The 25,829-nt window shown below is 46.2% G+C and carries 26 protein-coding genes and 2 pseudogenes; 24 read left to right on the top strand and 4 right to left on the bottom strand.

Features of this window, described 5'->3' with window-relative positions; translation table 11 throughout:
• Together LBW88_RS25565 and LBW88_RS25560 are read left to right on the top strand one after the other, a co-directional pair.
• The coding region (locus LBW88_RS25565; RefSeq protein ID WP_224933018.1) for an IS3 family transposase at positions 1-97 on the top strand (97 nt) is incomplete at its 5' end.
• A 546-nt stretch (positions 98-643) separates the two neighbouring features.
• The gene (locus tag LBW88_RS25560; protein ID WP_224935435.1) at positions 644-916 is read left to right on the top strand and encodes a DUF1471 domain-containing protein; all 273 of its coding nucleotides are present in this window, start codon (positions 644-646) and stop codon (positions 914-916) included.
• A 160-nt stretch (positions 917-1,076) separates the two neighbouring features.
• On the opposite strand, the gene LBW88_RS25555 is transcribed toward LBW88_RS25560, so the two are convergent.
• On the bottom strand, positions 1,077-2,279 hold the full coding sequence (locus LBW88_RS25555) for an MFS transporter (protein WP_224935429.1): 1,203 nt from the start codon (positions 2,277-2,279) through the stop codon (positions 1,077-1,079).
• An 843-nt stretch (positions 2,280-3,122) separates the two neighbouring features.
• Between LBW88_RS25555 and LBW88_RS25550 the strand changes: the two genes are divergently transcribed.
• From LBW88_RS25550 to LBW88_RS25525, 6 genes are all read left to right on the top strand, one after another.
• Positions 3,123-4,148 carry a GlxA family transcriptional regulator gene (locus LBW88_RS25550; protein WP_224935427.1) on the top strand — a complete coding sequence of 342 codons (1,026 nt, stop codon included), beginning with the start codon at positions 3,123-3,125 and terminating at the stop codon, positions 4,146-4,148.
• A gap of 134 nt (positions 4,149-4,282) precedes the next feature.
• Complete coding sequence (locus LBW88_RS25545; protein WP_224935424.1) at positions 4,283-5,944, top strand: methyl-accepting chemotaxis protein; 1,662 nt, start codon at positions 4,283-4,285, stop codon at positions 5,942-5,944.
• A gap of 73 nt (positions 5,945-6,017) precedes the next feature.
• Complete coding sequence (locus tag LBW88_RS25540; RefSeq protein WP_224935422.1) at positions 6,018-6,317, top strand: hypothetical protein; 300 nt, start codon at positions 6,018-6,020, stop codon at positions 6,315-6,317.
• Between the two features lie 235 nt (positions 6,318-6,552).
• Positions 6,553-7,458, top strand: a complete 906-nt coding sequence (locus LBW88_RS25535) for a DMT family transporter (RefSeq protein WP_224935420.1) — start codon at positions 6,553-6,555, stop codon at positions 7,456-7,458.
• 87 nt (positions 7,459-7,545) lie between these two features.
• Positions 7,546-7,776 (top strand): hypothetical protein, encoded by a 231-nt coding sequence (locus LBW88_RS25530; RefSeq protein WP_224935418.1) that lies wholly within the window; start codon positions 7,546-7,548, stop codon positions 7,774-7,776.
• Positions 7,777-8,266: 490 nt separating this feature from the next.
• Positions 8,267-9,307, top strand: a complete 1,041-nt coding sequence (locus LBW88_RS25525) for a CAP-Gly protein (RefSeq protein ID WP_224935415.1) — start codon at positions 8,267-8,269, stop codon at positions 9,305-9,307.
• A gap of 152 nt (positions 9,308-9,459) precedes the next feature.
• On the opposite strand, the gene LBW88_RS25520 is transcribed toward LBW88_RS25525, so the two are convergent.
• The gene (locus LBW88_RS25520; protein WP_224935413.1) at positions 9,460-10,353 is read right to left on the bottom strand and encodes a LysR family transcriptional regulator; all 894 of its coding nucleotides are present in this window, start codon (positions 10,351-10,353) and stop codon (positions 9,460-9,462) included.
• A gap of 136 nt (positions 10,354-10,489) precedes the next feature.
• On the opposite strand from LBW88_RS25520, the gene LBW88_RS25515 reads away from it, so the two are divergent.
• Positions 10,490-11,056 carry a UbiX family flavin prenyltransferase gene (locus tag LBW88_RS25515; protein ID WP_224935412.1) on the top strand — a complete coding sequence of 189 codons (567 nt, stop codon included), beginning with the start codon at positions 10,490-10,492 and terminating at the stop codon, positions 11,054-11,056.
• 61 nt (positions 11,057-11,117) lie between these two features.
• Positions 11,118-12,626: a UbiD family decarboxylase gene (locus LBW88_RS25510; RefSeq protein WP_224935410.1), complete on the top strand. Its 1,509-nt coding sequence runs from the start codon at positions 11,118-11,120 to the stop codon at positions 12,624-12,626.
• A gap of 422 nt (positions 12,627-13,048) precedes the next feature.
• Here LBW88_RS25510 and LBW88_RS26690 read toward each other — a convergent pair.
• Both LBW88_RS26690 and LBW88_RS25500 read right to left on the bottom strand, forming a co-directional pair.
• A pseudogene (locus LBW88_RS26690) lies at positions 13,049-13,240 on the bottom strand (fimbria/pilus periplasmic chaperone); the annotation flags it as partial.
• A gap of 45 nt (positions 13,241-13,285) precedes the next feature.
• Positions 13,286-13,558: pseudogene (locus LBW88_RS25500) on the bottom strand (hypothetical protein); the annotation flags it as partial.
• A 413-nt stretch (positions 13,559-13,971) separates the two neighbouring features.
• On the opposite strand from LBW88_RS25500, the gene LBW88_RS25495 reads away from it, so the two are divergent.
• From LBW88_RS25495 to LBW88_RS25430, 14 genes are all read left to right on the top strand, one after another.
• Positions 13,972-14,568 (top strand): helix-turn-helix transcriptional regulator, encoded by a 597-nt coding sequence (locus LBW88_RS25495; RefSeq protein ID WP_224935403.1) that lies wholly within the window; start codon positions 13,972-13,974, stop codon positions 14,566-14,568.
• A 19-nt stretch (positions 14,569-14,587) separates the two neighbouring features.
• Positions 14,588-14,842, top strand: a complete 255-nt coding sequence (locus tag LBW88_RS25490; RefSeq protein ID WP_224935401.1) for a hypothetical protein — start codon at positions 14,588-14,590, stop codon at positions 14,840-14,842.
• Positions 14,843-15,114: 272 nt separating this feature from the next.
• The gene (locus LBW88_RS25485) at positions 15,115-15,810 is read left to right on the top strand and encodes a hypothetical protein (RefSeq protein WP_224935398.1); all 696 of its coding nucleotides are present in this window, start codon (positions 15,115-15,117) and stop codon (positions 15,808-15,810) included.
• A 171-nt stretch (positions 15,811-15,981) separates the two neighbouring features.
• Complete coding sequence (locus LBW88_RS25480) at positions 15,982-16,683, top strand: antitermination protein (RefSeq protein ID WP_224935395.1); 702 nt, start codon at positions 15,982-15,984, stop codon at positions 16,681-16,683.
• 136 nt (positions 16,684-16,819) lie between these two features.
• Entirely contained in the window at positions 16,820-17,122 is a 303-nt protein-coding gene (locus LBW88_RS25475; RefSeq protein WP_320442549.1) for a phage holin, read from the top strand.
• Between the two features lie 8 nt (positions 17,123-17,130).
• Positions 17,131-17,487 carry a hypothetical protein gene (locus tag LBW88_RS25470; protein WP_224935393.1) on the top strand — a complete coding sequence of 119 codons (357 nt, stop codon included), beginning with the start codon at positions 17,131-17,133 and terminating at the stop codon, positions 17,485-17,487.
• Between the two features lie 896 nt (positions 17,488-18,383).
• Entirely contained in the window at positions 18,384-18,695 is a 312-nt protein-coding gene (locus tag LBW88_RS25465; RefSeq protein WP_224935390.1) for a hypothetical protein, read from the top strand.
• Positions 18,696-19,299: 604 nt separating this feature from the next.
• A complete protein-coding gene (locus LBW88_RS25460; RefSeq protein WP_224935387.1) occupies positions 19,300-19,869 on the top strand; it encodes a terminase small subunit in 570 nt (189 codons plus the stop codon).
• Positions 19,856-21,328, top strand: coding sequence for a DNA-packaging protein (locus LBW88_RS25455; RefSeq protein WP_224935385.1), 1,473 nt, complete (start codon positions 19,856-19,858; stop codon positions 21,326-21,328). Before LBW88_RS25460 ends, LBW88_RS25455 begins: the two co-directional genes overlap by 14 nt.
• Before the next feature lie 12 nt (positions 21,329-21,340).
• A complete protein-coding gene (locus LBW88_RS25450) occupies positions 21,341-22,744 on the top strand; it encodes a DUF4055 domain-containing protein (protein ID WP_224935382.1) in 1,404 nt (467 codons plus the stop codon).
• Positions 22,745-22,846: 102 nt separating this feature from the next.
• A complete protein-coding gene (locus LBW88_RS25445; protein WP_224935379.1) occupies positions 22,847-23,599 on the top strand; it encodes a DUF6651 domain-containing protein in 753 nt (250 codons plus the stop codon).
• A 14-nt stretch (positions 23,600-23,613) separates the two neighbouring features.
• Complete coding sequence (locus LBW88_RS25440) at positions 23,614-24,756, top strand: P22 phage major capsid protein family protein (RefSeq protein WP_224935377.1); 1,143 nt, start codon at positions 23,614-23,616, stop codon at positions 24,754-24,756.
• 36 nt (positions 24,757-24,792) lie between these two features.
• Positions 24,793-25,185 carry a hypothetical protein gene (locus LBW88_RS25435; protein WP_224935375.1) on the top strand — a complete coding sequence of 131 codons (393 nt, stop codon included), beginning with the start codon at positions 24,793-24,795 and terminating at the stop codon, positions 25,183-25,185.
• Between the two features lies 1 nt (position 25,186).
• On the top strand, positions 25,187-25,828 hold the full coding sequence (locus LBW88_RS25430) for a hypothetical protein (RefSeq protein ID WP_224935372.1): 642 nt from the start codon (positions 25,187-25,189) through the stop codon (positions 25,826-25,828).
• The last annotated feature ends 1 nt before the right edge of the window (position 25,829 follow it).

Below are 25,829 nucleotides of genomic sequence, written 5' to 3'. Positions count from 1 at the left end.
GTTTAATTATATCGAGTGTGATTACAATCGGTGGCGCCGCCACAGTGCCTGTGGGGGACTCAGCCCGGAACAATTTGAAAATCTGAATCTCGCTTAGGGCCGTGTCCACATTACGTGGGTAGGATCAGAGTGACGTATATGAAAAATGAAGGCCCCGATAACGATGAGGTTATCAACAAGCCACCAGGCCAACTTCCATCAGATTTTTTTAATGATAAATAAAAGTGTAATTATTATTAAAGGGTGTCCCTTATTATTAGGGTCATCTGTCACCCACCCAGAAATTAGAAAAATATAATAGACCCCTCCCAGATTTATGGATTAAGTATTTTTCTTAAGGTGTGACATCTCTGGGCAGCAGTGTAGCGGCGAGGGCATAAGCACTCCTCAGCATAACGCGACATCACAATCATGCCGAGTGTTGATTGTGAGATACCAGAGAGGTTTAGAGGCGGGTGATAGGGTTAAGTGATGCGTGGTGAATAATTTAGCCACAGGTCCGGTATGAGCGATCTGGGGAAATTGCTTACAGTATACCGTGTTAGTTAACGGGGAGCAGATCAACTAATCAAATTCTGTTCTATATTTCAATAGCAACAATGTATCTAACAACCACTTTCCTAACTACAAGGTAAATCTGATGATGCGTAGAATAATCATAGCTTTAACACTTTCAGTCTTAGCCTTTGGAGCAAGTGCAGCTCAATTAATAACAAAAGAAGAAGTTAAACATTTCAAGTTAACTAAAGTTGGTAACATCCATGTATCCCAGTCAGGGGGCGAAGTCTCATCCCCGTCGGACTTACACGACAAGCTCTCTTCTCTGGCTGACGAGAAAGGTGGAAAATACTACGTAATAACTGCCGCCACAGAAAAGGGACCTAACTTCGTGGCGACCGCCGTTGTATACAAATAACGCATGACAGCAAATGATGTGTCTGAAACGGCCGCCCATTGGCGGCCTTTTACGTTTTGTTGTTCAGACTGGGTTAGACACAAGACTACTTATGTAATCAGGAGAATTCAGCTGGTATACACTTATTGCTCAGAGCGCATTAACAGCGGACTGGATCCGCTTAATTTTTGTTGAGCTTGTATCGTCGGCCAAAAACAATCCATATTGCAAGTGCAAAAAGCGCAATTAAACTTAAACTGGCAAAAGCGAAACTCCATGTTTTGTTACTCACTATATAACCTGCCAAACCCGGACTAAGTGAAGCCCCCACGCCTTGTAGTAGCATAACAATTCCTAGCACTGCATTTATGTGGCCTGTACCATTAAACATTGATGCTATTAGCCCTGGAACAGCTACCCCCAGAATTCCGGCCGAAATCCCATCAAGTATCTGTACAGGAAAGATGATGAATTCATCACTCCATAAACATGCAATTGCTGCACGTATTGGCAGCACTATCAGTGCAACAACGAACAAATTTGAATATCCAAATGTTGATGCATACCTTGCAGTAACCAATGCAACAGGAATCATCACCGCCTGAGAAATGGCCACTGTGAGCGCTGCATAGGTGCCAGGAGTCAATAATGAGTTCATGTGAGAGGAGGCAAATTGCATACTCAATAACGGTAATTGAGCTGCATTGGCCAGATGAAAGAGAAGTAACGTAACTCCTATGACAATAAGTTCTGGCCGCTTTAGCAACCCCATTACCGAAACGGAAACTGCAGTTCCTTCGCTTGAGTTGATTCCTCTAGCCACATCATGATCGACATCATTTTTGTTAATTGCGAATGTGCATACGATTGCACACGTAGCCATTGCTGTCATGAGTATGAATACGGAGTCCGTACCCCAGATCCAGCATGTAACCGCGGCAATAAGAGCCACTGACATATTGCCACTATGATTGAATGCTTCGTTTCGGCCCATCTGTTTCAAGAAATTCTTCTGTCCAGTGATGCCTAATGTCAATCCAGTGATCGCTGGTGCGACAATAGCTGCGGCAATGCCGGTGATGATTTGAGCCGTAGTAACGATGCCTGTGGTAGGGAAATACCATAGGGCGAGTGTGCTCAGTGTTATAAGCATTGATGATAAAATGAGTATCATTCTTTTGTGGCACGTAGCGTCTACTATGAGACCGGAAGGGAAAGTGGCAATCAGTCCGGCTAAACCACCCAGCGTCATCATCAGTCCAATTTCTTCAGCTTTCCAGTTGTGTGAAACCAAAAATATTCCTAAAAATGGCCCTAATCCGTCGCGCACGTCAGCAATAAAAAAGTTAAGCAAGCAGAGTGCTTGAAGGGAGCGTAGCCTCATTGAATAAATCCTCAAAAAAGTAAGTTTAAATATCAAATCAAAGTTCTTAAACCACTAATTTCAAAAGTCTTTACTCGTTTTGCTCCATATCTATGTGCTTAGGTTAGGAAGTTTTATAGTTCTGAACAGGCTATATCATGCAAACGAGAATCACAGCTTAGCTGCTTTTTATGTTTTTTGTGTGGATGAATGAATGATTAATCCTGCAAAGTTCATCAAAGGTAGATTGTGGGAGACAGCGCCAACCATGCACAATTTGATTAAAAGACCAATTATTTTTTTGCCAATTAGTCTGGAATGAACTCAGGGGATTAGAATTACGAGTTATGGCTAAGGCTAGGTGGCGAAAAATCCCGCCACCTAGCCTTAGATAATTTTAAGTGCTCATTATATATTTTAAATATATTTATAAACACTCTTTCATATGTGTGTTAAACACACGCTAACTCTGGATTTAAAACTTGAAACACGAAAGTAAATTGATAAAACATAAGTCTATTATATTCATTGACTTAGATAAAGATGCATACCTAAGCGTCCTGAATTAAGGCTTTACTCTGACTACAATAGTTCAGTAGCAGCCTTAGAGACATTGTGTTCAAAAGAATTATGAAAAGCAATATTTTTTATCAGGATGCAGTATATAGTTACGGCTGATGTTTACATTTAGGAAAATACTTACAAGTGAATTTCAAAAGTTTAAGTGTTTGAAACTTAATCATCAGTCCAAAAAAAACCGTAGATTAACGATGAATTTTCACTAACAGATTCATCTGTACTAAAGAAACTAAAAAAAGAAACTTTTTTCACGCAAAAAGCGACAGTTATACTAGGGAGTTTATCATGCGTATTGCCATACTCGCTTTAGAAGGAAGTGTATTGTCCGCCATTTCAGGTTTGACCGATATGTTCTGGATCACTAATAAGGCCATAGAGTCGTCCCCTCTGCACGCATCAACGTTCCATACCAGAGCATTTAAAACCCTAGTTGTCAGTTCCGATGGTGCTCCTGTATGGGATGCTGAAGGCAGACTCATCCACATAGACAGCTCATTTAAGATGGCCGGTAAAGTCGATGTCGTTATTGCCCCGGGTATGTTATTAGGACACGATTTGCAACCAATCAATATTGAGAGTATCAAGCTTGCTGCCGAATGGTTCAGGACACTTTATAACGATGGAACCTTGGTTGCCGGAGCAGGAACAGGGAGCGTTGTGTTAGGTGAAGCAGGCTTACTTGATGAACGATCTTATTCTACCACCTGGTGGGTAAGCCATATGCTACAAGAGCGCTATCCACAAGCCCATGCGGTCAAAGGAAAGAAACTAGAGGAGGATAGGGGGGTAATCACTACAGGAGGGTGCTTTTCATGGATATCCCTTGCCTTACATATTATTGAAAAAGGAGCTGGATCAGAAGTAGCAAGACTGACTACCGAGATGTCTCTTAGAGATAATGATTTACTTCGTCAGGTTTTGTTCCCACACCCTTCCAACATTGATCAAAACATGTCACTCCTAATACGAGCTCAGGAATTCATTCGTTTTCGGAAACCTTCAATTACCGCCTCTGAGTTGGCTGAAGTGTTAGGCATGACTGAACGTACTTTACAGCGCAGGATAAAAAAGCTCTCTCAAGAGACGCCTAAAGAATTTATTACCCGAGTGCGAGTTGAAATGGCATGTACCATGCTAGTCAGCACCAATGTCAGTATTCATAAGGTGGCACAAGATTGTGGGTATACGGAAGATACTGCATTCCGTAAGGCTTTTAACCAGCTGATGGACATGTCACCAGCTCAGTATCGTGAGTGGATGAAAACCAAATCCCTCCAAGTAAAAAGTTCGATTAATGAGGATGTTGAGTGAACAATTTGAACACAAATCAAAACCATTGAACAAAAGAGCGATTATTCTTCACTTTATTTGAAATGTTATGTGCTCACTTTTTGCCGATAAAACGAAAGCTATGAAAATTTTCACTAACTTTCCAGGTAAATATGATGAACATCACTCAAAGGCTTACCCTGGCTTTCGTTTTACTCTCAGCTTCAATCGTTGTTACAGGTGCAGTCTCCCTGCGTCTTTTATCAGGGTTTCAGGACCGTTTCGAGTTCGTACAGGCCAATGCAATCCCTTCAATACAGGATTTGGGGCAACTCATTGATCTAAGCAATAAACTAACAACCACCTTATATAGGCATCAGAGTCAGACAGATAACTCGCGCATGCCAGCGGTGGAAAGTGAAATTACGAAGCGTATAAGTGAAATTCGTGATTTAGCTAATTATTACCTCAAAAACGATATCTCAAGCGGCGAAGACAGAGCCATGACCCAAAAGGGAATGGAAACCCTGCGCCTGGTTGAGTCAAGGTTGCCTGTGTTTCTAACAGCATCCAGGGCTCATCAGGATGATACAACGCTGGGATTACTCGAGAGTGAAAACGGAATCGGCGGCGCAATAACACAATTGAAGGAGGGCTACCGAAAGCAACTTGCTCTCAACATATCGCACTCAGATGGTTTGCGTAGGGAGAATCACTCTATTTTTAAACAAACATTATGGATTATGTCAGCTAGCATCATTGCAGCAATCATCCTGATAGGTTACTTAGTTTTAATTACTATTTTGTATATCAAAAGGAGTTTGAACGCTATTGGCGGAATAATGCAATGTGCTGGTGAAACATTGGACTTAAGTGTGACCGCTGATGAAAGTAGAAGAGATGAAGTAGGAATGATGGCTAAAGCCTTCAATCAGCTTCTTCACCGAATGAGTGCTGCGCTTTGGTCTGTTAGCAATGCCTCACTATCGGTAAGTTCAGCATCTGCGCAAATTGCTGCTGGTAATGAAGACCTCTCATCTCGTACAGAGCAGCAGGCGGCTTCCCTTGAACAAACCGCCGCCAGCATGGCAGAGCTCAGTGAAACAGTTCGTATGACAGCGGATAACTCACGACAAGCAAGCCGCCTGTCAGGCAATGCTTCAGAGCTTTCAGACGCAAGTGTTGAGTCGTTGGGAGGCATGATGACTACAATGTCCGAAATCAGGCAGAGTTCAAAAAAAATCACCGAAATCGTCGCGCTAATTGAGGGGATAGCTTTCCAGACTAATATTCTTGCTCTTAACGCAGCGGTTGAGGCAGCAAGGGCGGGTGAACAAGGGAAAGGGTTTGCCGTCGTTGCCGGTGAGGTTCGTAATCTTTCACAGCGCTCAACACAAGCGGCACGAGAAATAAAACATTTAATCGATACATCATATAACTTCGTTGAGTCAGGTGTTATTCAGGCAGCTACAGTTGAAAGCAATATGGCGGAACTGAAATCGGCATTTCGTCAGGTTAATGATCTGATTAATGAAATAGCTGCAGCAGCAGAAGAGCAAAATACCGGCATAACCCAGGCGCATCTTGCTATAAGCCAAATGGATGACGTAACCCAGCAAAATTCTGCACTTGTTGAAGAAGCATCTGCTGCCTCTTCATCTCTGCAAGAACAAGCCCAATCACTTTCAGAACTCGTTAAGCAGTTTAAGTTGCCAAAAAATTTTTCAAATTCATCAAACCAAGACAATACTGCATTACCAGTTTTGAAAAAAGGTATTCCGGTCACCACTAAAATTGGTCCTAGCCAGAACGACCTTGCCCAGTGGCAAAGTTTCTAGTCAATATTAATTAAACTGGCGGACAGTATGGATATTAATAAGTATCAAGCACAGTAAGGAACACCGCGAGCTGATGGCACGGTTTGAACATATCAATTCGCTTCTTCTTCAGCTGACCGATGGGAGCTATAATGCTCTAGATACTTATCTTAATAATTGTAACCATCTTCGTGAACACATCAATGGCGCTATGAGCTTACTTAGAGAGCGTAATTTTGAAGAATATATCATTGAAAATGATGCTGCACTTTACTACAACTTGCAAAGTGTTATGTTGGCCATGCAAATGCTTAAAAATTTGCTAGAAAATTTAGCTGGTACTATGAAACATTCCATACTTCAACCTTCAATGTTAGAAAACCAATACGCCTAAAAAATGATTAGATGAGTTCAGTACTTTAACCGGAAGAAGGTTAAAGTGCTGGACTAACCTGACCACTCAAAATGTGCCAAAACTCACATCAGAACTTCATTGTATAAGGAATATAAGCTAAGTCTAACGTCGAAAACCCACTTAAAATACCTAAGTGTGGCAAGAAACGACATCCAAATTTTTTCTATTAGTTTAGATTTAGAACAGTCTATGTAAGTAATGTCCAGGAAATTTCATGAGCAGTATATCAACAGGGATTGCAATGAAGCTTGGTGCAGCACTCAGCTCAACACTGATGCTAGCCTGCGTAAAAGCCTTAAACGGAACAATTCCTGTAGGCGAAGTCATTTTTTTTCGATCCGCAATTGCACTATTACCTCTGCTGGGGTGGCTAAGCATGAGTGGAGGCATAGTAGGCGGAATTCGTACACGAAACGTTTCCGGTCACATGCTAAGGGGGCTTGCCGGCACGGGGGGAATGTATCTCAGTTACCTATCATTACTCTACATATCGCTCTCCGACGCCACATTGATTAACTATTCAGCGCCGCTTTTTACTGTAGTCATGGCAGCTCTATTTCTGCGTGAAGAAGTGATTTTTCATCGTTGGGTTGCCGTTGTAGCTGGATTTTCGGGTATTCTGGTTATGCTATCAGGATACCTGTCTTTTACACCCTCGTCATTTACATCAATTAATGTCATCGGCATATGCCTGGCTCTGCTGGCAGCCCTTTGTACAGCTGGCGCGTCAATTCAGATTCGATTCCTTAATCGAAATGAAAATCCTGGCGCTATAGCGTTCTGGTTCGCAGTAATGACTGCATTGACATCAATGTTTACCCTCATTTTTGGCTGGAAAATACCTGATAGTAGTCAGTTATTATTACTTTTAGGTTGTGGTCTTTTTGGTGGAGTAACGCAGATTCTTTTAACATTGAGTCTACGCCATGCTGATGCATCACTTTTAGCGCCCTTTGATTACACAACGCTCATTTGGTCAATAATAATCGTATTCATAACACTTGGGACATTACCCGGATCCGCAACGTTAACAGGTGCTTTACTGATAGTGACAGGTGGATGTTACTCATTCTTTATTGAACATAACCGTCGGCGTAGGTTTTTAGTAAATAGGGGATAAGCTTGAACCAATTTCCATTGAATCTTATGTAAGAACTTCCAGACTTAGGCTAGAATAATTCCTGTATGAAAAAACCGGATTTTTTTGATGATTATTCTTAAGCTTGATGATGCTGAATTTAGTGAGTTGACAGGTAAGATATTTTCTTCCCGTGATGATTATACTTTTGCCACAATGACTAAAGTCATTGACGTTCGTATGAAACAGGGAAAGCAAATTATCGTCCACGAGATTAGGGGAAAGAAGGTAAAAACACCACTTTCAGTGTTTTTGCTGAGATTCCCTTATTTGGGAGTTGGAGTAACAACTATCACGTAATCATCAAATGATCTCAGTGTAAGCAATCTTTGATAGCATTTAAATTTAATTGGATCAAGTTGTGAAATTGTCTAGTTTATGCTATTGCTCCGGAAAATTAGGAGTTCAGCAGAACTCTTAAGCCTGTATTGTTTTATATTCAAACTATTCATTCTACTGCAACTAATCATGACAATCATATCTTATTGAAAGTAATAGATATGCTTAAAATTTTCATTAAGAGAATTGCTCTCAACTTTCTTTGCTCGTATCTACAACTCGTTGTTTTACATGCATTACCATCAAGACTGTAGAATTAATTCGCGATTGACACGTTGTCAGAGTTAATTTTCAGTTCCGGCAACCCTAAATAGCAATATAAATCAATGGGATATAAAAAATAATCTTTCTTAATGAAATGTTTTACAACTGAAAGTTATTAATTGTCTACGATATAATTGAACGCTGATATTCAAGATCAAGTAAGCGTATTACGTATCAGGAGAATAAAATGGATATCGTTAGAGAAAATGTATTACAAAGGCGTGTTTCGTGGGGAAGCATCTTAGCAGGTGTTGTCACTGTATTGGCTATATCTATTCTTCTCACCACACTTGGGACAAGCTTAGGGTTGTCAATGTTATCCCCTAAATCTGATGACATCATTAACGGTGCAGATAAAACAGTCATCATCTGGTCTGTAGTTTCAATCGTGTTTAGTCTAGCTTGCGGAGGGTTTGTGTCTGGTCGGCTTGCAGGGGCTGATGGGACAATACATGGATTTCTTTCTTGGGCTTCATCTTTGCTGGTAGCCTCCTTACTCGGCTTCGCGCTCGCTGGCGGGATTTTAAATATGGCGGGTAGCGCAATTGGCTCTGTAGCTTCAGCAACAGGCTCAGTTGTAAGTGGTCTTGGAAGCGCAGCAGGTAAGACTGCAAGTGGTGCTTTAGATGTTGGTAAAAATATAGCGGAGCGACTTGGCCTGGATACTCAACTCTCAAATCAGGACACAGACAAACAAGTTTTGGATGCTCTTAAGAAGAGTAACATTAAGGAACTTCAGCCAGAGTTTCTTCAATCTCAACTTCAAGCCGCAGGAAAAGATCTCGCTCAGTCTGTCAAAGAACTTGTAGTTAACCCGGGGAATAGCGATGCCATCATCGATAGTCTGAATCAGAAGCTTAAATCAAGAGTTGATACTGTCAGTAAAAATATCGATCCAAACGAGGTAAAAAAAGCTTTAGCTGATAATACCCAATTAACTCCTGACGAAGCAAATTCCGCCGTTGACAATTTCATTCAAGGTAGGAAAAATCTAGTTGATGAGTTTAATCAGCGTATGAATGAACTTGAAAAGAACTTAAATGATGCTAAAGCTCAGTATGCAGATCTCAAACAAAAGGCTAAAGAAAAAGCTGATGAGGCAGCTAGGGTAGGGGCTAAAATATCATTGTGGTCATTCATAGGTCTGCTGGTTGGTGCGATAGTCAGCGCATTCGCCGGATTATGGGGTGTTAATACTCATCCTGAAATACGTAAAATACGTGCTTAAAATGAATCGTTAACCCCATCATGAACTTTTATTAACAAAATAGGGGCCATAGGCCCCTATAATAATTTTGAAGTTAGTTTGCGTGATGACTACTTGCCATCAAAAATATTGAGGGGAACTGTCCCGTAGCCAAATCGATTCCAGTATAATTGTCAAGATTGACCATTTTTTGACTGTACCAGCTTATTGAAATGCCATAAATCCTTACTGTCATTCCCCTTCTTCCAGCACAAGAATAATGACGTTTCTGGTTTTGCGTCGAAGATGTCCAGAACGGCAACGTCACGGCGTATAACGCTCAGCTGAGAGGCCGGTATGAATGTGACGCCCATCCCTAAAGCAGCCAAATCAACAGCAGTATTCACATCGCGTACACGGACCACCTGGGCAGGAATGAGCTCGTAATCTCCATAAAGATTCAGCACCGTCCCCGCCAGCCCAACGCCTTCCGGATCGTCCTGAATAATTAGAGTTTCCCCGGCTAGCAACGCCATGTTTACTGACGGCCCGCGGAGTTGTGCATGATTATCTGCGACCACCAGCATCAGGGGAGACCGTTGTATCAGGCGGTGGGTGATAAATCGATCCGCAGGCATTGGTCCACGAATAACCCCTACGTCCAGCTCACCATTATGAAGCAGGCTAAACTGTTCACTCACGCTGTACTCCCTGGCCTCAAGGCGCACGTCCGGAGAGGATGATCGAAATTCCCTGATGGCGCTCACAACAAGCGTCTCTAGTACAGATGTTCCGACATAACCCAGCCTCAGGACCGTGGCGCCCCCGGCAGCAATATGCTTAACCGTGGTGGATAACCGCTCCAGTTGATGCACGGTGCGGGTGACCTCCGGCATGAGCATCATTCCTGCAGGCGTCAGGCTGACGTGGCGCTTGTTTCTTTCAAACAACCTTATCCCCCAACTCTGCTCCAGCGACTGAATATGCTGTGTCAGGGCTGGCTGGGTGATGCAGACTTCAGCGGCCGCTTTTCCGAAATGGAGCGTGCGCCCCAGCGCCAGAAATGAATCCAGTTTTCTCTTATCCATACCCACCTGATAACAAACCCTTATTAATAAATGTTAATTCCTGATTGGGAAGTTATCAACGAAGTCATTACTGTCAGGTCTTCTTGTTAAACAGGCCGGACAGTGTGAACAGAGCGGCCAGATTTAAGGATGACATATGAGGATCATAGTCGGAGTTACGGGCGCTACGGGTGCACCGCTTGCCGTCGCGCTCCTGAGAAAACTCAGTGCAATACCTGATGTGGAAACCCATCTCATTATTTCACGATGGGGTAAGACCACGCTGGAGCATGAGACGGGTCTGCACCTGAACGAATTTAAAGAGATGGCAGATGTGTATCATAATGCGGGCGATCAGGCTGCAACACTCTCTTCCGGATCGTTCATTACCGACGGGATGATTATCATCCCCTGCAGTATGAAGACGCTGGCTGGCATTCGCAGCGGTTATGCGGAAGGCCTGATTGGCCGCGCAGCTGATGTCATCCTTAAAGAGCAGCGCAAGCTTGTGCTTGTGCCGCGTGAAACGCCCCTCAATACCATTCATTTTGAAAATATGCTCGCGCTGTCCCGAATGGGAGTCAGCATCATTCCCCCCGTTCCGGCCTGGTATAACCACCCATCCACCCTTGCCGATGTCGAACAGCACATTGCCGGGCGCGTCCTCGATCAGTTCGGCATCAATATGCCCGACGCGACGCGCTGGAAAGGCCTCAGCCGATGAGCGCGTGGCATTTTCACATGCCCGTAAACATGCACTTCCCTAACACCTTTCAGGAGTCATTATGTCAGACGTCAAGCAAAACCTGCCGGCTAACCAGACCTACGATTTACGATCTGCCCTGGAGATCCTCAGCAAATACGAGAATGAATATGTCGAAACCAGCGAGCCGGTTGACCCCGCTGCTGAGCTGTCAGGCGTTTATCGCTATGTGGGAGCCGGTGGTACCGTTATGCGGCCGACCCGGACGGGGCCGGCGATGGTGTTTAACACGATTAAAGGCTATGACAACTTCCGGGTTTTAATCGGATTACTGGCGTCCCGTCAGCGTGTCGCTCGCCTTTTCGGCGTACCGAAGGAAGAACTGGCGCAGCTCCTGCGGAAATCCGTACATTCTGCGATTGCTCCCGTGGTGATCCCGGCAGAACAGGCCGTGTGCCAGGAGGTTGTTCATCTCGCTTCGGATGATGATTTTGATATCCGCACATTGCTGCCGGCTCCCACCAACACGCCTGAAGATGCAGGTCCCTATTTTACGATGGGAATGTGTTACGCGGCTGACCCGGAAACGGGCGAACATGATGTCACCATCCATCGTTTGTGCGTGCAGGGTCGTGATGAGATTTCAATGTATTTCGTGCCGGGTCGCCATCTCGATCAGTTCCGAATCAAAGCAGAGCAGGCCGGACAGGCATTGCCCATCACCATCAGTATTGGCGTTGATCCTGCTATTGAAATTGGTGCTTGCTTTGAGCCACCCACCACACCTCTTGGCTTTGACGAGCTGGCGATTGCAGGCGGCCTGCGGGGCCGCGCCGTTGAGCTTGTCCAGGGGGTGTCTGTGAACGCCAGGGCAATAGCCAATGCTGAAATTGTCATTGAAGGCGAGCTGATACCGGATTACCGGGTGCAGGAGGACCAGCATACGCACAGCGGTAAAGCGATGCCGGAATTCCCTGGTTATACCGGAGAGGCCCAGGCCGCCGTGCCGGTCATTAAGGTTAAGGCCGTAACGCACCGTAAAAATCCTATTCTTCAGACCTGCATCGGGCCGAGCGACGAACATACGAATCTTGCCGGCATTCCGACTGAAGCCAGCATTCTGGATATGGTCGAAAGAGCGCTGCCGGGCTTGGTTAAAAATGTACATTGCCCGTCGCCGGGAACCGGTAAGTACATGGCTGTCTTACAGATTAATAAGCGAGGTCCACAGGATGAGGGGCGCCAGCGACAGGCAGCTTTACTGGCATTCTCAGCGTTCTCAGAATTAAAACACGTTTTCCTTGTTGATGAAGACGTCGATATTTTTGATCTGAGCGATGTCATATGGGCGATGACGACGCGTTATCAGGGTGATGTTGATACAATTTTTATACCGGGCGTCCGCTGTCATCCGCTTGACCCTTCTCAGCATCCGGCTTTTAGTCCTTCCATACGCGCACCGGGGATTACCTGCAAGACTATCTATGATTGTACGGTTCCCTATGAGCTTAAATCTGACTTTAAGCGCTCACAGTTTATGGAAGTGGATGTAAGCCGGTTTCTGCCGGGATTTGCTGCAGGTCAGGCATAGCCTAAATAAAGATTGGGAGGAACTTTATTCATGCATCACTGAATAAAAGAGTATCTCAATATAATCACCTTATATGAGTGTTGATATTAAGTCTTCCACGTATCAGACCGCCCAGCGTGTTCATAGATAGCCGGGCGGCTCAAATCAAGATGAAAAAATCGTTTTGGGAGGACAAAGTAAGCATTAATTATTAAACTTCATTTTTAATGTGTGCATTTTCGTCGAGCTGAACGCAATGCGATGCATTTGTGAGTTTTACTCATACCGTCTTCAAATAACCCAGCTGGTTGAACTAAAAGATAAGCTCTGGCATTGAAGAGATAGAATATCGAAGCGGTAACTGCAAAATGCTGTCTGAACAAGAAAATCCTTTCCAGTTGAATTACTTTGGAAAATCCTGAGCCAGTAAAGCGTCTCTTGCCCTATTTTTTTTGTTGTCTTCTGGAGGTTACAATCAGCATTATTGAGCGAAGTTCACCACCGAACACTTTGCTTACGGGAGGGAGCGCGATAACAGGGGGTATGATACTGTCAGGGGTTCTATCAATTTCACCCTCGTCGGTCCGCATCAGGACCAGTGCAGGATGGTCACTATCATTTTTTAACATGATTGATTTTGATGTATCAGTTTGTTAAATACAATCCGGGTTCTATCCACGTTAACTATAGATATTGAAGAAGGTGAATAGAACATAATAAATGTAAACAGAACTGTACTGGAAAATAATAATGACATGTAATTGTGCATTAACTTTACCTAGAGTGACTTGCTGTCCACTAAGTGCTTCGAGTGAAGCAATAAAATCGCCGCTGGAAACTTCGACGCTGTCGTTTGAAGAAACAAATGAAGTCAGGTCTTTATATTCATATCAGCCCCGTTCATTCCCTGTACCGATTGTTCTGATATCCGGTAACAAATTTAAGGCTTCGCCTCACACTCATCGGTAAGTATGTGTTGCAAAGACATAATTTAAGTTTAGATATGAAAGTCATAATGACATTTTCATACGGCATGGCTTTTTAGTCGAAATTATTAGGATGCCTCAGCGACTCAATCAGTTTCATTTTAAGTGGTTTTTTTGGTTAAAAAAATAACCTCACCAGTGCAATCCCAGGGGCGAATTATACCTAGGTGTTTCTCCTAACTGAGATAACAATAGCTGTTTGCATCTCAAGAAATAATGATTCACAACATCAGTTTATCTCAGGTTGGTCTCTGTTTTTTAGGAAGTTGTATATATTAGTAAAATTTAACGATCGTCGGTTTTGGGGATTTTTATTGATTTCCACATAGAAATATTTTGCTTTAACGTTTTGTGCTTCGATTTTAAAAGGAAGTATCAATATGTTCGGCAGAGAGAAATGTGTGTTGGTGTTTGGGGAGCAGAGTATTCTCCATTGCGGTGTTTTTAGGTTGATCGAATTTGAAAGCCTCTTAAAATGCAAAAAAACAGTCTTCGCGAAAGATTTAAGCCAGCTTGAGCACCGTCAATCAGCGTGCAGGGAGGGGTGGTATTCACTGGCAGTAATGTTTATCAGTCATAAGGATTTTTTCCCTCTCTGGTTCAGTCTGTTCCTGAAGTTGAATGCAGAAGCGAATGGTAACTTATTGATTTTCACTGATGGGCTTGAACTTATGAATGCAGAAAGACGTGCAATACTGAAAAGATTTAATGTCCTTGACTACGTTCTACACCCGGGAATGGCCGGTGCTTACATCAGTCACATAATTAGTGAAAAAATTGATAAGCCTGTTCTAAGAAAATCTCGTTGCAGCTTGTCATGCCGTGAGATGCGGATCATCGATGGCTATGTCAAGGGTATGAGTGCGGCTCAGCAAGCGTCATTTTTTAATATTAGCCTGAAGACGCTGTATCATCACAGAAAAAACTGTGCAAACAAGCTGGGCTTAAGAAGTTTAAAAGCACTCATCCATCTGTAGAGGTCCGGGAAATCGGAAAATGCCAGTAGTTCACGCTTATAAGATTGACTGGTTCAGGGTTTTGGCTGATATCAACCGCGCGGGGTATTCACTGCAAAGTATTGCCAGTGAAATTGACGTTGTGGCGTCTACGCTTATCGGCTGGAAAAAAGGTTCTGTGCCCCGTCATCACAAGGGGGAAGCCCTGATAAGCATGTGGTGCCGGGTGACAAAAAAAGACAGGAAAGACCTTCCTCAGGAAAAATTATCCAGTAGATTTATTCATAAAGTTTGAATTTTTACCCCCTACATGAGGGGGTATGTTCTCCCGTTTTCTTCTCATAAATATCTGGCACCAAGTGTTTTTATAGACATTTTACTTGCTGCGTATAAACATCACTGATTAGTTACTTTTCTTGGCAACATGAGCCACGACTACAAAAATTCGCATATGTATATCCAGATAGATATCCGTTTTTAATCAGCTTGTAGGGTGCTTCTAAGTAATAACTCATAAAAATGAACTTCGTTTCCGCTAGGGTGAAAGCTGCTGATGGTGGAGGATTAATGAAAAAAATTTATTCGATCATTTTACTGATTTTATCACTTACCAGCTGTGCTTTTTTCTTCCCTGTACAAGACTCAATCACCATCAATGCTAGAACCAATCCCAAAGTCGCAGGGCAAAACATACCTCGTACATACTACTCTGTTTTATATGGAGTTAATCAATCGAAGCGCAAACTCAGGATTTTTTCTGATGTTCAAAAGGCTCTTAACCAATCTCTTTCAGTAAGAGGCTATGAACTTAAAGGAAATTCTGACAATCCACGTCAGTTAATTAGAGTTGAGATCACGCCCGTTTATTCGCATACGACTACCTATGAGTATGAAGAGGCAATTTATGGAGTAACGGATGTTGTCACTCGAGATCGAACCACTTATGACCGCAAACAGCATGCTTACGTCTCTCACAAGGTAGTTGAACCAAATTATGGCATCACTGGTTACAGAAAAGCAGTAAACTATCACACTTATTATAACGCTCGTCTTACTTTCAGGGCCTACGACAATCAAGCGACTGACGAAAATGGTAAGTCATTTCTATGGGCAACCGAAATCTATGTGACTTCTGAGGATGAATTTGATGATTCAATTTTCAATGCATTAACAGAATATCTCAGTCCATATTTTGGGCTCAACTATTCAGACGAAATAAAACTCAATGTTGTGCATGAGCGCTTAATGATGGAGCATAAATAACAGCTGCCGCAATTCTCAGGTGTGTTTTTATGAATCTGAATATCCCCATCTTATGCTTGTTCGGTTTTTAGATAGTGCTGCTCATTAAATACACTCGATATATTCAGAAAAATGAACTTTCAATCCTTCAGATTATGTGTGCTCGATATCGTATCTGAAGGATTATTCTCGATGAAACTTGAACATCTTATTAAATTTCAGAACCCACGAACGTGTAATTTTCAACAGCGGGGCAATGGCCCATATGCGAATGTGCTTTCATCTAAAGATTTCCTGAACATTACAGGGATTCTTCAAAGCCGTTTTCCACTGGGATACAGTGCCTTCTGCGGTAAAACATTTCTCATGACTTCTGATGTTGAAAGAGCCGTGTCGCTGCTCAGCAGCGAAGGTATAAAAGTCGCATGTGGATATCCTGTTATGAGCAAACTCTCTGAGTCAGAGCGCCGAAAGGTGGTTAGTGTCATCGCGCAGTATGCTTTTTCAGACTGGTCCAGAAGCGCTCAAACCCAAACGAAATGTCATGTTTGCAATGGTTCAGGGATGCATTCTGGAAAAGCATGTGTCAAATGTCAGGGGAAAGGCTTCACTCGCGCATCCTGCAAGGATTGCCGGGGACGAGGAGTTTCTATTGATCGTCAGAAAACTGCACTCCAGGGCGTTCCGGTTTATAAAAACTGCAAGCGCTGTGACGGGCGCGGGTATTCACGCATACCGGCTACCGTGGTGTACCGGGCGCTTACTCAGATTACAGACAAAATATCCCGTGATGTCTGGAACAAGTGCCTCAAGAATCTCTACTTCAGTCTTATCACGCGTCTTGATGAGGAAGAAGCGTGGGCTGAAAAGCAGCTTAATCGCCTTATAAAGTAGCGTGCTATTAATCATCGAACTATATTATAGCTTGCTATTTACTTTTCCATTTTTTGTGTTATTTTGGTTCTAACGATGGGTCACTGACCCTATAGATAAATTTCCAGCCCTGTCCTTTTTGGTCAGGGCTTTTTTTATGCCTCAACAAGGCATTTCCGGGCACATCAAGTCCGCCCGGACCCAGACCGGTTATAACCCGATGAGTAAACTAACCACCGGAGTTGCTTACAGCTTTTCGGCTGGTGCCATGCTTCAAAGCATACTGTCTTGGCTGACTCCACAGCAATGGAGTGTACTCAGTCTCATAATTGGCATATTGCTCGCTGTAATGACCTTTTGTGTTAATTTCTATTATAAAAGAAAGCTAACGCTTGCCAAAATTAACAGTTTTACGGCGTCTCGATATCCCACCTCTAAATCAAGCAGTTCAGATCATTAAGGTTGATTATGTCTCCGCAATTAACTTCTCTTAATACAGTAATGAGTTCCGTCAGTGTATCCCAGTTCGATCTCTTTAACGTCCCATATCATGGTTTCAGGCTTTATCAAATTATGCGTGAAGCTGTCGTAAACGCTGAAAAAACATTTCATGGACAGGTTAATGCTGGTAAATCTAAAAAAGAATGCGTAATGGCGGCACTTCAGGCAGTGGCAGATGTATTAGGTGAGAACTGGGATAGCATTAAAGAGCACTTCAGTGTTCTTGTTGATGCGGCCATTTCTTTGTGGAATGCAATTCACAAGAAAGTAACGATTGAGACGCCATCGGCTGGCATCGCTACCCTGGAATGTAAAACGTCATAACGAGCATGCCTCAGTTTGTTTCAGTAAAAAAGCCCCATTCCATGGGGCAATATTATGTTGGTACGCGAGGAGACAAACATCCTTGTTCACTTGATTTTACACACAGCAAAAGTTCAGAAAGTCATATCAAATGCCATCTCTTAAATTATATTCCCAGTGCAGCTTGGTAGGCGTCAGCATTGCTATCGACACTTCCTATACCAAGCAACAGAAATCTCCATAAGAGGTTATTTTGTTGATGACATTTATGTAAGAAGTGCAGCTTCAACTGTCACTCTTTCATCACGATGCTTGTTCAGGGAAAACTAAAATCGCCTGGTTCACATATCACGGCTAGCAGTAGTAAACACCGAGCTACGTATTATAAATGCCATAAATCCTAACTGGTTCGTCAGGGTTTCGGTCTCAAATTAAAAAATACCTCTGTAAGTGGAAATCCAAAACACTTACAGAGGCGATGCAAAGCATCATTCGTTACATGCGGCTCTAACCGCCCGACAAACCTATACAATACCGAATAACTTGTACAACAATAAATTCTAATGTTTTAGTGGTCTGAGGTGTGTGCAGAATGCATGTTATATTGAATTAAGAATTTCTAATTAATTTATCGATTTTTTTTGATTAGGATGGCTTTGGTTCGACTTTGAATTGATAAAAAGAAAAGTATTTTTTATGTAATGGTTGTGACATTTATCTCACCATACATCAGCCTACAGTGTACAACTTAGCTAAGTTCAAATGACCTGGAGTGGACGGAACTCAGGAAGCCAACATTTTGACTTGACGTAATAGGCGGCATTAAACAGACAGTGAACGATTTTTTCATGTCGACCTATCAAATGGCATAAAAACGACTACAACTAAAGAACAAAATAATAATAGTAGAGGTACGTTTGAACGCATTAGATTTAGACGTTGAAGCTTTTGCTATCCGGTTGAGAAAACTGGCCGCTTTTCACCAGTCTGGAACCAGCATTACTGATGTAAAACATCAGGTTGACAACACCATACAGCACATGAAGGATACCATCGGAAAAGACAAGACTCAGCAAGCCTTAAAATGGAATGAGCTCTTAATTGCGCTTGAAAAATTTAGCAGGAACACGGCTGACCCCAAGTGGATGGAAGTAATGAAGCACGCCAGACACCGTATCAAAAGCCGCATTCAGACAGCAGTTTACAGTAGAAAACACTTCAATCGATAAGTGAATGCTGGGGTTAAGCATTAAAAATTGAAAGCTGTACCCGTAAGGGGTGCGGCTTTTTTTTACTTCCGTAGGAGGTATCGACGGCATACCCTGTTTTTTTACATTTTTCGGCCTTGATCAATCAGTCTAAAACAAAAAAGCTTTAGGTAATTTCCTAACTATGGACGTGTATCCTAGCTACATTACTCATTCACTCAAAGGTATGAATTTGAATTCATTCTATAAATTAAATTTTTAGTGACAAAGCTCAAGATAGGGTCAGATTATTCTTATTTCTTTTTAAGGTAAGCGCTAAGGTTTCATGGCTGAATGTTCAGTTAAGCTTTTGGAATTAACCAATGACTTCTTATTATGTTAATAGAAATCAACAAGCTAATGGTGATCATGAAGTCCATACTGATTCATGCCGTTACTTGCCCGCATTGCAGAACAGAGTTTTTCTTGGAAGTTATACAAATTGTTCATCTGCAGTACAAGAAGCAAGACGGCTTGGTTACTCTAGAGCTAACGGATGCAGAACTTGTAGTTTTTCATGCCATACCTCTTGATGCTCCAAAGATAACACGGCCGCTTGAGCGGCCATTTTTTGAGCCCATTTAAAATGAAACTCACCGACAAACAAGAGATGTTTTGTCGCGAGTACCTAATTGATTTAAATGCTACTCAAGCTGCAGTCAGAGCGGGCTATAGCCAAAAGACCGCTAATCGCACGGGGTCCGAGAACCTGTCAAAACCTGATGTAGCGAAACGCATCATTGAACTTAAATCAGCGCGTAACGAAAGAACAGAAGTTAATGCAGATTATGTTCTTCACAGGCTTGTTGAAATCGATCAGATGGATGTGCTCGACATCCTAAAGGATGACTCTGGACTTAAACCAGTCCATGAGTGGCCAAAGGTATGGCGCACCACACTGAGCGGATTAGACATTCTCAGTACAGTCACCAATTTTGACGAAACCACCATCGAGAACATCCTCAAAAAAATTAAGTGGCCAGACAAAGTGAAAAATCTTGAGCTGCTGGGCAAGCACATCTCGGTGCAGGCCTTCCGCGAACAGGCCTCGCATACGCTCACGGGTAAAGAGGGTGGCCCTGTTGAAATTAAGCTGCTCTCCCGCGAGGAATACCGGCAGGCGCGGCGGGACATGTTAGAGGATGACGACTGCTGAATATAAGACCGCTGCACGCCGGATAGAGTGTGAAGAGGACGGGATGTACTTTGCCCGTTACTTCTTCAAGCAGCGCACAGGCAGCCGGATGATCGTCGCGCCACACCATCAGATCATTCAGCAGACGCTGGACCGCGTGATTGATGGCGACATCCATCGCCTCATCATTAACGTTCCACCGGGCTACACCAAAACCGAACTGGCCACTATCAACATGATGGGGCGCGGGCTGGCGCTGAACCGCCGCGCGCGGTTTATGCACCTGTCTTATTCCCACAACCTGGCCTTACTCAACTCATCAACCACGCGCAGTATCGTGAAGTCTTCCGCTTATCAGGCTATGTGGCCGATGGCGCTGCGCGACGATGCCGACAGTAAGGCCATGTGGTGGACCGAATACGGCGGTGGGGTATATGCCTCGTCCGCTGCGGGACAGGTCACCGGCTTCCGTGCCGGGCATATGGAGCCGGGCTGGCAGGGCAGTCTGATTATTGACGATCCAGTCAAACCTGACGACGCCTACAGCGAAATCATTCGCGAAGGGGTGAACACCCGCTTCAACGAAACCATTCGCTCCCGACTGGCCATCGAGACCACGCCCATCGTGGTCATCATGCAGCGCATCCATTACCACGACCTGAGCGGTTATCTGCTGCGCGGGGGCAGTGGTGAGAAGTGGCATCACCTGAATCTTCCGGTGCTGATTGACAACTGTCAGTCGTACTCCGCGCAGTACCCGGAAAACAGCCACGCCCTATCGGTTGATCATGGCCTGCCTGACGGCTGGCTGTGGCCTTACAAGCACAACGAGTCGCACCGTGTTTCCCTGTTCTCACACCGTCGCACGGCGGAAGCGCAGTACATGCAGCGGCCGCGCCGCTTCAATGCCGAAGGGGCGCTCTGGACCGAAGCGATGGTTTCCGGCGCGCGTGCGCTGGATATTCAGGTGCAACCCTCCCGCACCGTTGTGGCCATTGACCCGCAGGCGACCAACACTGAAGAGAGTGACGAAACCGGTATTGTTGTGGCCAGCTCCTACGGTCGTGGCAACGATCGGCTGTTTTCAGCTGATGCAGATTACTCGGGCAAGTACTCTCCAAACGGCTGGGCAAAGCGGGCAATTCAGGCGAATGAAGACCACAGGGCCGAAGCCATCGTCATCGAGACCAATCAGGGCGGTGACATGGCAGAGGACACGCTGCGCAATGCCGGCTTTCGGGGCCGTATCATTCGTGTCCATGCCAGTAAGGGAAAGTTTGCCCGCGCTGAACCCATCTCCGCGCTGTATGAGCAGGGCCGTGTGGCGCACCGCGGCAACCTCTACCAGCTCGAGAACCAGCTGCTGGAATACGTGCCCGCCACCGCTAAAAAATCTCCGGACCGTCTCGATGCGCTGGTCTGGGCTATTACCGAACTGTTCCAGCCGAAAGGCACCACGGTTCGTCCTTTCTCCGCCTGACCTGAGACCAGTATGAGCAACGACGTCCGGAAGCGATCGCCAAAGATTGAGTCGATGGCCGGATGCTGGCCCATGATTTCAGCCCTGCTGGGCGGAACGGCAGCGATGCGGCTGGCGGGCAAAACCTACCTGCCCAGATGGCCCAATGAGGAAGCAGCGTTCTACCAGAACCGGCTGAATACGGCCACGCTGTTTCCTGCGTTCTCCCGCACGGTTGAAGTGCTGAGCGGTAAACCCTTTTCCCGTCCGGTGACCTGGGATGAAAAAGTCGTGCCTGCGCGTATTCGTGACATGTTCGCGGATGTAGACCTGCAGGGCACCAATCTGCACTCCTTTCTAGCTGACATCTGTGAAGAGGCCATGGCGTTCGGGCTCTGCGGCATTCTGGTGGAACACCCACCTGCCGATAAGCCGCTTTCCCTGGCCGAAGAGCGACAGCGTGGACTGCGGCCATACTTCGTGAAAGTGACGGCAAACAGCCTGCTGGATTATGACTCCAAGCGTGTTAACGGTCAGGAGACTTTCACACTGCTGCGCTTTGTCGAGACCGTGAGTGAACGCGACCCGGAAAATGAATTCAGTGTGAAAGACATTGAGCAGGTCAGGGTGCTGAACCCGGGCCGCTGGCGCATCTATCGCGAGAAACTGAACCCGGTCACCAGCACCCTGGAGTGGCAGCTGCACGACGAAGGCACAACCAGCCTGCAGAAAATCACCTTTGTTCCGGTTTACGGGGACAAGCGTGGCTTTATGAACGGCAGGCCGCCGCTGGCCGAACTGGCCTGGCTCAACGTCGAACACTGGCAGTCCCGCAGTGACCAGCAGACGATTTTGCATGTCGCACGCGTGCCCGTGTTATTTGGCAAAAAACTGGGTGATGCACCGATATCTGTCGGTGCGGCTTCGGCCATCATGTCAGAAGAGGACGACGCGGATTTACGCTACGTCGAGCACACGGGTAAAGCCATTGAGGCCGGGCGCACTGACATCCTCGATCTGGAGGAAAAAATGCGGCAGATAGGGGCGGAACTGCTGGTGATCAAACCCGGCCACCGTACCGTCGTGCAGACGCTGGCAGACAACGAAGCGGGCACCAGTGCACTGCAGCGCATGGTCTGTGACCTGACGGATGCCGCCACTCAGGCCCTGCAGTATCTGGCCGAGTGGACTGGCGAGCCAGACGGTGGCCACGTCACCATTTTCAGCGATTTTGGCGCCACGACCCTGGCCGAAGCCTCAGCCGACTTCCTTGTGGGCATGCACAAAGAACGTGCCCTGTCCAACGAGACGCTGTTCAACGAAATTCAGCGTCGTGGCCTTATCAGCAGTGAACTTCGCTGGGCAGACGAGCAGGGGCGTATTCGCGCCATGCCACCACCACGAACAGAAAAACCCGCCCCGGTTCCGGCGGTGTAACGCATTCAGGCTCATGCCCCGGCATGGGCTTTTTTATTGCCTGCAGTTGCGGATGCAGCGCGGCGTCACGAGCCGGATGGCTCTTAAGGTTGGATGACCCCCATGAAACTGAAACTTGACGAAAACGGCAATGTTGTCGTGAACGATGGCAAGCCTGTGTATGTGCAGGATGACGGCAAAGAGGTGGCGTTCGATGCACCAGGCACCCTGCAGACTATCTCGCGCCTGAACGGTGAAGCGAAGGCCCACCGCGAGCGTGCCGAGACAGCCGAAACTTCCCTGAAAACGTTCGAAGGCATTGCAGACCCTGCTGCCGCACTGGCGGCCATAGAAACTGTGAAAAATATGGAAGACAAAACGCTGGTGGATGCCGGTGAAGTCGAAAAGGTACGTACCGAAGCGGTTCGCGCACTGGAAGAGAAATATGCGCCTATCGTGAAAGAACGCGATGACCTGAGCCAGAAGCTGACCGCCGAAAAAATTGGCGGCAGTTTTGCCCGGTCAAAATTTATCTCTGAAAAGATGAGTATCCCCGCTGACCTCGTCGAAGCCCGCTTTGGCAGCAATTTCCAGGTGGTAGGTGACGCTGTCACGGCGTTTGACCGTGAAGGTAACAAGATCTTCAGTGCCATTAAGCCCGGCGAAGCGGCCGGATTCGATGAGGCACTGGGCATCCTCGTCGAGCATTACCCATACAAAGACCAGATCCTCAAAGGCACAGGCGCATCCGGCGGCGGCTCCGGTGGGGGAAATGGCAACACCAATCCGAACATCCTCACCCGTGAACAGTTTGAGTCTCTCAGCCCACAGGAGCAGAGCGATAGAGCGTGCGCGGGTGTACAAATCACCGATTAACAGGATATCCCTGAATGCCTAATACCCTGACGCAACTCATTCCCGATCTTTACCAGTCGCTGGACATTGTTTCCCGCGAACTGTGCGGGTTCATTCCATCTATTACGCTGGACGCCTCGGCTGAACGTGCAGCGCTAAACCAGCCAATCCGAATTCCACTGACGCCTGCATCACAGGCAGAAGATGTGGTGCCTGCCCAGCTGCCGCCAGATGACGGCGACCAGGACATCGGTAATGTGCCACTGGCCATTACGAAATCCCGTATGGTGCCGTTCCGCTGGGAAGGCGAACAACAGAAGGGCATTAAATCAGGCCCGGGCTATCACGGTATCCGCCGCGACCAGGTTACTCAGGCGATGCGTACGCTGGTCAATGAAATCGAAGTGGATTTGGGGCAGCTGTTCCGTCGCGCCTCCCGTGCCGCGGGCGAACCGGGTAAAACCCCTTTTAAAGATACCCTGACGGATACAGCACAGGTACGCAAAATCCTCACTGATAACGGCGCACCACTGAGCGATTTGCAGTGTGTTATCGATACGACTGCCGGTGCTGCATTACGTACCATGGCGCAGCTGACCAAAGCCAATGAAGCTGGTACAACCGCGCTGCGTGCGCAGGGCACGTTGCTGGAGCTGCATGGTTTCACTCTGCGTGAGTCTGCGGGGGTGGCACAAAACACGGGGGCAAAAACCGAAAAACTCTCCGTCGGTGGCGACATTGATGCCGGCGACACGATCATTACCCTCGCTAAAGGTGCTGAAGGCAAACCAGCGGAACCTGAGAATGTTACACCAGGGGCGCTTGTCGTGCTGGGCAAGCATAAATACGTTGTGGCAAAAACCTCATCTGAAGGCATTCATATCTTTGCACCAGGCCTCAGAGAAGAGGTTAAGGCGGGAACAAAATTCGATGTTATCAGTGAATTTACCGCTAACTTCGCCTTCAGTCGCTCTGCGCTAATCCTGGCTACGCGCGCACCCGCGTTGCCCGAGGAGGGTGATATGGCGGATGACCGCATCATGATCACTGACCCGCGCACCAACATGTCATTCGAAGTCTCCATGTACAAACAGTACCGCCGTGTGCGCTACGAAATCGCCGCGGCATGGGGCTGTCAGAACATCAAACCTGAGCATACCTGTTTGCTGCTTGCCTAAACGTCCGCCATCCACTCCGAAATTTGAGAGGCAATTATGCTGACACCCCAACAGCAGGCAGACGCGCGTCGTTATATGGGCTATCAGATGCTGGGTGACACAGCACCCGATGACCGTTCGGATGTTGCCTACGCGCAGGTGACATCCGGACGGTTACAGACTCTGGCTCACCGTCTGAAGACGCTGCGCCCCGAAGAAGAAGCGATTGTGGCGAACTATCTTATTACGCTGTCGGGTCTTGAAAGTGGTATCACCCGTGCCGCTGACAATCTGGATACGGATAAAGCGGCTGTCTGGCAGCGAAACCGTTCCGAGGTGGCCGAACGCACGCGACTCTATAACCAGTGGCGGCGTCAGTTGTGTGGACTACTCGGCATTGCGCCTGGACCGTCGCTGGGCAACGATAACGTGCATGTGGTCAGGAGCTGATATGGATGCAATGCAACTGGCGGCCAGGGTTCATCAGGGTAATGGCAGAGCTGCCAGTCGACTGGGCACGATCGCCAGTCACTTCCGGGCGGCTTCACCCTTCAGCCCACTGAAAGCCGAGCCGCTTCAGCTCCTTTGCGCCTCTTTCACCACCGACTACGGCTACATGCGGTCAGCGCGGTTTGGACAGGCTGCACGCATAGGCATCTTTGATGCGGCGGAGTTTGAGGTGGGCGATATGCTGGTTTCATCCGAAGGAACATTTTATGTAGCCGCCATGCCGCTGCTGCAACCCATTTTATGTGTTAAAGCAGAACGGTTAATTACCCTCAGACGAACTGCTTCAGTCAGCGGTGGTGCGGGACTGCATGATTATGGCGGCACTCAGGCTGGCAGTGAGAAAGTCATTTTGCTGGACTGGCCTGCCAGTATTTTGCTGAGCCGTATCGGAGAGCACAGCCCCATGAAGCTGCCAGGCGAAACGCGGGGTGCATGGCATCTTATCCAGATGCCTGCCTATAAAGGCCTGCACGTCCATTCCGGGGATTTTGCTACAGATGAAAATGCTCAGCGTTATGTCATTACCGGTACCGAGCTGACGGATATGGGCTGGCGGCTCACTGCATTCAAGGTCACGGTGTGAC

It is taken from the genome of Pantoea sp. alder81 (assembly GCF_020179835.1).
In the GTDB taxonomy this organism is placed as follows: Bacteria; Pseudomonadota; Gammaproteobacteria; order Enterobacterales; family Enterobacteriaceae; genus Pantoea.
Note: the sequence above shows the minus strand (reverse complement) of the source record. Positions and strands in the feature narration are given on the sequence as shown.